Annotated in this window: 7 protein-coding genes and 1 pseudogene; 3 read left to right on the forward strand and 5 right to left on the reverse strand. The window is 64.9% G+C overall.

What is annotated here, in order from left to right; translation table 11 throughout:
• Positions 1-94: 94 nt before the first annotated feature.
• Positions 95-1,480, reverse strand: coding sequence for a glycine--tRNA ligase (locus RHBS_RS22070; protein ID WP_121869514.1), 1,386 nt, complete (start codon positions 1,478-1,480; stop codon positions 95-97).
• A gap of 267 nt (positions 1,481-1,747) precedes the next feature.
• Between RHBS_RS22070 and RHBS_RS22075 the strand changes: the two are divergent.
• Positions 1,748-2,127: pseudogene (locus RHBS_RS22075) on the forward strand (ArsR/SmtB family transcription factor).
• On the forward strand, positions 2,124-2,564 hold the full coding sequence (locus tag RHBS_RS22080; RefSeq protein WP_121869513.1) for a Fur family transcriptional regulator: 441 nt from the start codon (positions 2,124-2,126) through the stop codon (positions 2,562-2,564). The pseudogene RHBS_RS22075 and the gene RHBS_RS22080 overlap by 4 nt, the downstream one beginning before the upstream one ends.
• Positions 2,565-2,570: 6 nt before the next feature.
• Here the strand turns inward: RHBS_RS22080 and RHBS_RS22085 are convergent, their stop codons facing one another.
• The 4 genes from RHBS_RS22085 to recO are packed head-to-tail and all read right to left on the reverse strand — an operon-like array spanning position 2,571 to position 5,634.
• A complete protein-coding gene (locus tag RHBS_RS22085; protein WP_121869512.1) occupies positions 2,571-3,563 on the reverse strand; it encodes an iron-siderophore ABC transporter substrate-binding protein in 993 nt (330 codons plus the stop codon).
• A 50-nt stretch (positions 3,564-3,613) separates the two neighbouring features.
• Positions 3,614-4,033 (reverse strand): hypothetical protein, encoded by a 420-nt coding sequence (locus RHBS_RS22090; RefSeq protein ID WP_121869511.1) that lies wholly within the window; start codon positions 4,031-4,033, stop codon positions 3,614-3,616.
• The gene (locus RHBS_RS22095; protein WP_121869510.1) at positions 4,026-4,844 is read right to left on the reverse strand and encodes an isoprenyl transferase; all 819 of its coding nucleotides are present in this window, start codon (positions 4,842-4,844) and stop codon (positions 4,026-4,028) included. The genes RHBS_RS22090 and RHBS_RS22095 overlap by 8 nt, the downstream gene beginning before the upstream one ends.
• Positions 4,801-5,634: a DNA repair protein RecO gene (gene recO, locus RHBS_RS22100; RefSeq protein ID WP_008715506.1), complete on the reverse strand. Its 834-nt coding sequence runs from the start codon at positions 5,632-5,634 to the stop codon at positions 4,801-4,803. Before recO ends, RHBS_RS22095 begins: the two co-directional genes overlap by 44 nt.
• A gap of 72 nt (positions 5,635-5,706) precedes the next feature.
• Here recO and RHBS_RS22105 point away from each other — a divergent pair.
• On the forward strand, positions 5,707-6,746 hold a 1,040-nt coding region (locus tag RHBS_RS22105), incomplete at its 3' end, for an amidase (protein ID WP_128646436.1).

Raw genomic sequence — 6,746 nt, forward strand, 5'->3', positions numbered from 1 at the left:
CGGTGGTGGTGGCGGCCGCTTCTGACCCACCCCTCGACAGCCGAAAGGGCCCGATCTCATCGCGAGATCGGGCCCTGTCGGGTGAGTGAAGCTCCTACGCGCCGATCAGACGAGATGCGATGTAGCCCTCGACCTGATCGAGTGCCACACGCTCCTGCGCCATCGTGTCGCGCTCGCGGATGGTGACGGCATGATCGTCGAGGGTGTCGAAGTCGACGGTGATGCAGAACGGGGTGCCGATCTCGTCCTGGCGACGGTAGCGGCGACCAATGGCTCCGGCGTCGTCGAACTCGACGTTCCAGTACTGACGCAGTTGCTGCGCAAGATCTTTCGCCTTGGGCGTGAGGTCCGCGTTGCGCGAGAGCGGGAGCACCGCGACCTTCACCGGAGCCAGACGACGGTCGAGCTTGAGAACGACGCGCTTGTCGACGCCACCCTTGGCGTTGGGTGCCTCGTCCTCGGTGTATGCGTCGACGAGGAATGCCATCAGCGACCGCGTCAGACCGGCCGCAGGCTCGATGACGTACGGGGTGTAGCGGGTGTCGGTGGCCTGCTCGTAGTAGCTCAGGTCCTGGCCCGACGCCTTCGAGTGCACCGAGAGGTCGTAATCGGTGCGGTTCGCCACGCCCTCGAGCTCGCCCCACGCACTGCCCTGGAAGCCGAACTTGTACTCGATGTCCACGGTGCGCTTGGAGTAGTGCGACAGTTTCTCCTTGGCGTGCTCGTAGAGCCGCAGGTTCTCCGGGTCGATACCGAGATCGGTGTACCACTTCATGCGGTAATCGATCCAGTACTGATGCCACTCGTCGTCCTCGCCCGGCTTGACGAAGAATTCCATCTCCATCTGCTCGAACTCGCGGGTACGGAAGATGAAGTTTCCGGGGGTGATCTCGTTACGGAAGCTCTTGCCGATCTGGCCGATGCCGAACGGCGGCTTCTTGCGTGAGGTGGTCAGCACGTTGGCGAAGTTGACGAAGATGCCCTGTGCGGTCTCGGGACGCAGGTAGTGCAGGCCCTCTTCGTTGTCGACCGGGCCGAGGAAGGTCTTGAGCAGGCCCGAGAACGCCCGCGGTTCGGTCCACGAGCCCGGTTCACCGGTCTCGGGATCTCGGATGTCGGCCAGGCCGTTCTCCGGCGGGTGGCCGTGCTTCTCCTCGTATGCCTCGATGAGGTGGTCGGCGCGATACCGCTTGTGCGTGTGCAGCGACTCCACCAGCGGGTCGGAGAACGTCTCGACGTGGCCGGACGCCTCCCATACCTCACGCGGCAGGATCACCGAGGAATCCAGCCCGACGGTGTCGTCGCGGCTGGTGATCATGTTGCGCCACCACTGCTTCTTGATGTTCTCCTTGAGCTCGACGCCCAGCGGACCGTAGTCCCAGGCAGACCTGGTACCGCCGTAGATCTCGCCGCACGGGTAGACGAGGCCTCTGCGCTTGGCGAGGTTGGCGACGGTTTCGACTTTGGACTTGGGTGCCACTGGCGGAGCTCTCCATCTTCGGTTACATCGTGTAAGAGGTGACGTGGGCGGTTTTCGCCCTGATCAGACTATCTGGCTCGGCGAGCGAAACCGAACAGCGGTCGAGTGCGAAAGTTGACATGCGCACCTGTGCATATCACAATGAATACGATTTGCAATAACAACTACTGCACTAACCTGGTACCAAGACGAAAGATCGCGCAGGGAGACACCGCCGGCAACGAACCGGCGACCGAAGGAGCCGCAACCGTGTCCACGGACTCGACAGTGGAAGCCAGTTCGACCCACCGGCAGGACCCCGAACATCCGTTGCACTCCGGCGATCCGTTCGCCGCCGCTCCCCCGGCTCACATCCCGCCGAAGGAGACTCTGACCGCGGCGGGCGACATCCTGCGCGCACTCGCGGCCCCGGTGCGCATCGCCATCGTGCTGCAGCTGCGCGAGTCCGAGCGGTGCGTCCACGAACTCGTGGTCGCCCTCGGTGTCACGCAACCGCTGATCAGCCAGCACCTTCGGGTACTCAAGCAGCGGGTGTGGTGCGCGGAGAACGCAACGGACGCGAGGTCCTGTACCGATTGGTCGACGATCACCTCTCCCACATCGTCGTCGACGCCGTGGCCCACGCCGAGGAAGGCCGGAACCTGTGACCGACAAGTCCACCGATACCGCCACACCCAGACGACCCGTCGTCGTCGGAGTGCGGGCCACCAAGCAGCGCAGTGCGATCTCGGATCTGCTCGACACCATCGAAGAGTTCAAGTCGGCACAGGATCTGCACGACGAATTGCGCAAGCGTGGTGAAGGTATCGGCCTCACCACGGTGTATCGGACACTGCAGACCTTGGCCGACGCCGGGACGGTCGACGTACTGCGCACCGACAACGGCGAGTCGGTCTACCGGCGCTGCTCCTCCGGACATCACCATCACCTGGTGTGCCGCTCGTGCGGTTTCACCGTCGAGGTGGAAGGACCCACCGTCGAGAAGTGGTCGCAGAGTGTGGCCGAATCCAACGGCTTCAGCGACGTGAGCCACACGATCGAGATATTCGGCACCTGCAGTCAGTGCAGCGCTGCCGGTCGCTGAGCCCGCTCAGGCGACGGCCTCTGCCACGCGAGGTACCAACGCGTCGATGGCGAACGGAATCGACAGCACAGAGTTGTACGTGATCGCTCCACGCTGATCGGTGGACAACGGAACGATCGCATCGCGCCGTGCAGCATCGAGCGTTCCGAAGATCGGGTTCTCCGCCACCACATCGATGTCGTCGCCGGTACCGAGATAGAGCACCAGGTCCGCGGCGAGCATCGAGATGTTCTCGGCCGAGACCGGAACGAAGAAGTTGGTGCCGTCGTCCTGGGCGCGGATCGATTCCGGGACCTCGAAGCCCAGCGAGGTGACGAACGTGCCGCGGGCATCACCGGGCAGATATGCGCCGAATTGGCCGTCGTACGGAAGCACCACTGCGGCAGTCCTACCCGAGAACTCGGGGTGTTCGTTTCGAGCCTGCTCGAGCGCGTCGTCGGTCTGCGCGTTCAACTCTTCGCCGCGGTCGCGTTCACCCATCGCGCGAGCGATGGTGTCGGTGGCCACCTCACGATCGACGGCGTAGGCAGCCGATCCTGCCGGTCGGGCGATAGTCGGCGCGATGCCGCTGAGCCTGTCGTACGTCGCCTCGTCGAAACCCGCATTGAGTCCGGTGATGAGATCCGGTGCCAGAGAGGCGATCAGCTCGAAGTTCGGCTCGGACTCCGAGCCCAGCAGCGTCAGCGGCGCGTCACCGACCAGTTCGTCGGTCCAGGGACCCAGTCCGGTCTCGTAGAACGTGTACCCGGTGTTCCCGACGGGAACGGTACCGAGCGCGATGACGGCATCGGCATCGGACACCCCGAGCGTGACGATGCGGGTCGGCTTCTCGGCGATGGTCGTGCTGCCGTAGATGTGATCGATGACGACCGGGAATGCACCGTCCGCCGACTGAATCGCCGTGTCGCCGGTGTCGGCCGTGGAGCAGGCCGACACGGCCACACCGAGAGCGATCACCGCCACCGCTGCCGTGAGCATTCGGGTCCACCGCACAGTCATCGCATCCGCCTCTACTGGGAAGTAAGTACAGGCAAACCTTAGCTGACCGGTCAGGGCAGTAGACCCTCGCGCGCCTTCTCCACTCCGGCGAGCACCAGAATGAGCATCGTCAACATCGCCTCGTCGTCCAGGCCGTTGGCGGGAAAGGTGTAGCGCAGCAACACATCCGCGAGCTTGTCGTGGGTGTTGACCGAGATCGCGCCGAACTGCGAGTCCGCATTGCGGTCGGCAACCTTCTTGTGCAGAGCAGGCTTCAGCGGCCGGTCCCACGCCAGGACAGCAGTGAGCGAGAGCACCTCGAGTTCGGGCGAGAGTCGAACGGCACGTAGCGAGCACAGAGCACCCGCGTAGTCGAAACCGAGAGAACCTTCCTCGCCGAGTGTGACGGTCGCGAACTGCGAGAGTGCCAATTGGGCACGGGCCTGCAGCGAAAGCCCCTCGTCCGGTGTCCCGTTCGCGTTCTCACTCATATTTGACTCCACCGAATCGACGGTCCCGAGAGGCGTATTCGATACACGCCTCCCACAGATCCCGACGGTCGAAATCCGGGAACAGCTTCTTCTGGAACACGAACTCAGCGTAGGCGGACTGCCACAGCAGGAAGTTCGACGTCCGCTGCTCCCCCGACGGACGCAGGAACAGATCCACGTCGGGCATGTCCGATTCGTCGAGGTACTTGGCGACGGTGGCCTCGGTGATCTTCTCGGGGTTCAGCTTGCCCGCAGCCACCTGTCGCGCGATTTCCCTTGTGGCGTCGGCAATTTCGGCCCGGCCACCGTAGTTGACGCACATCGTCAACGTCATCACGGTGTTGCGTTTCGTCAATTCCTCGGCAACTTCGAGTTCCTTGATGACACTGCCCCACAACCTCGGTCGACGGCCGGCCCAACGAACCCGGACGCCCATCTCGTTCATCTCGTCGCGTCGACGACGAATGACGTCACGGTTGAAGCCCATCAGGAACTTGACCTCGTCGGGACTGCGCTTCCAGTTCTCCGTCGAGAATGCGTACGCGGACAACCACTGCACCCCGATCTCGATGCATCCGCACACGGTGTCCATGAGCACCGCTTCACCCTGCTCGTGCCCCGCGGTGCGCGGCAGACCGCGATCCTGCGCCCAACGGCCGTTGCCGTCCATCACCAGAGCGACGTGGCGAGGAATGAGTTCCGGCTGCAGGATCGGCGGCCGAGCGCCCGACGGATGCGGATCGGGAGGGCGCACTGCCGACTGTTCGTCAGGCCGGGGTTGCGGCTCTCGTCGTCGAATCACGGTCCCCATCCTGCCCGACGGTGTCGGCGAACACGGAGTCAGGTTGCGCCAGCGGCACCTGATGCGGGTGCGAGCGTTCGATGAGCGGAAGTGTGCGCAACTGTCGTTCCAGATGCCATTGCAGATGCGCCGCCACCAGTCCACTGGCCTGCTTGCGGACGGCATCGGAGGTGGTGACGGTGTAGTCCCACTCCCCCCGCTCAAGCGCGACCATCAGATCGAGAACCCCGGTCGACGGCGTCGCCGAGCCCGGCGGTCGGCAATGCACGCACACGGCTCCACCGGCAGCGACATGGAAAGCGCGATGTGGCCCCACCGCTGCGCACCGCGCGCAGTCGGTCAGTGCAGGAGCCCATCCGGCGAAACCCATCGCGCGCAGAAGATACGCGTCGAGCACCAGCTCGGGAGGCCGGACGTGCTGCGCGAGGGCGCGCAGGGCACCGACGGTCAACTGATGCAGCCGCTGGGCGGGTGCATGCTCCTCACCTGCCAGTCGTTCGGCGGTCTCGAGAACCGCGCAACCGGTGGTGTAGCGACCGTAGTCGGCCACGATGTCTCCGCCGAACGCGTCGACCGTGTGCACTTGGGTGACGATATCGAGGTTGCGTCCCGGATAGAGCAGAACGTCGATGTGCGCAAACGGCTCGAGCCGCGCACCGAACTTGGATTTGGTGCGCCGAACCCCTTTGGCAACGGCCCGCACGATCCCGTTCTCCCTGGTCAACAACGTGACGATGCGATCGGCCTCACCCAGCTTGTGCTGGCGCAGGACGACTGCGTTGTCACGGTATGGCCTCACGTGATCCAGTGTCCCACGCGCGCAGCAGCGGTGACCGTTCCCGCGCTGACGAGAAGTCGATACTGTGCAGGCGTGGATTTTCATCGGTCGACTCTCGTTGCCCAGGCCGACGCTCTCGCGTCGGGTCGCATCACCTCGGTACAGGCGGTCGCCGAATCGCTCGATCGGATCGAGAAGAGCCAACCCGTGCTCAATGCGTTCCGACTCGTGCGCCGCGACGCCGCTCTCGCCGAGGCAGCCGAAGCAGATCGGCTGCGCGCCGCAGGCACCACCGCTCCCCTGCTCGGCGTTCCCGTTGCCGTCAAGGACGACGTGGACGTCACCGGGGAACCGACCGCCTTCGGTTGTGCAGGCGACTTTCCACCTGCCACCACGGATTCGGAGGTGGTGCGCAGACTGCGTGCGGCAGGAGCGGTCATCGTCGGGAAGACCAACAGCCCCGAACTCGGCCAGTGGCCGTTCACCGGCGGCACCTTCGGGCACACCCGCAATCCATGGGACCGCGAGCGCACTCCCGGCGGCTCCTCGGGTGGCAGCTCTGCCGCAGTGGCTGCCGAATTGGTCTCTGCCGCTCTGGGTTCCGACGGTGCAGGCTCGGTTCGAATTCCGGCCTCGTGGACGAATCTCGTGGGGATCAAGCCGCAACGCGGACGCATATCGTCGTGGCCGGAGGCCGAGGCGTTCAACGGCATCACCGTCATCGGCCCGCTCGCGCGCACCGTGGCCGACGCGGCACTGCTCCTCGACGTGGTCTCCGGTAGTCATGACGGCGATCTGCATCGTCCGGTACCGCTGACCGTCTCCGATGCCGTCGGACGCAACCCCGGCTCGCTGCGAATCGCGCTCAGCCTTCGTAAGCCCTTCATCCCGACGCCCGCACCACTGGATCCGGAGATCGCGGCGGCGGCGTACGAGATGGCGGCGGTGCTGCGATTGCTCGGACACCGAGTGGTCGTCGACGACCCCGCCTACGGAATGCTGTTGGGGCTCAACTTCTTACCCCGCTCGCTGGCAGGTGTGGCGGCCTGGGTCGACCGTCTGCCCGATCCGTCTCTCGCCGACCCGAGGACCCGAGCCAATGCCAAGAGCGGCCGGGCTCTCGCCGGAGCGCC

It is taken from the genome of Rhodococcus sp. BS-15 (assembly GCF_000813105.1).
In the GTDB taxonomy this organism is placed as follows: Bacteria; Actinomycetota; Actinomycetes; order Mycobacteriales; family Mycobacteriaceae; genus Rhodococcoides.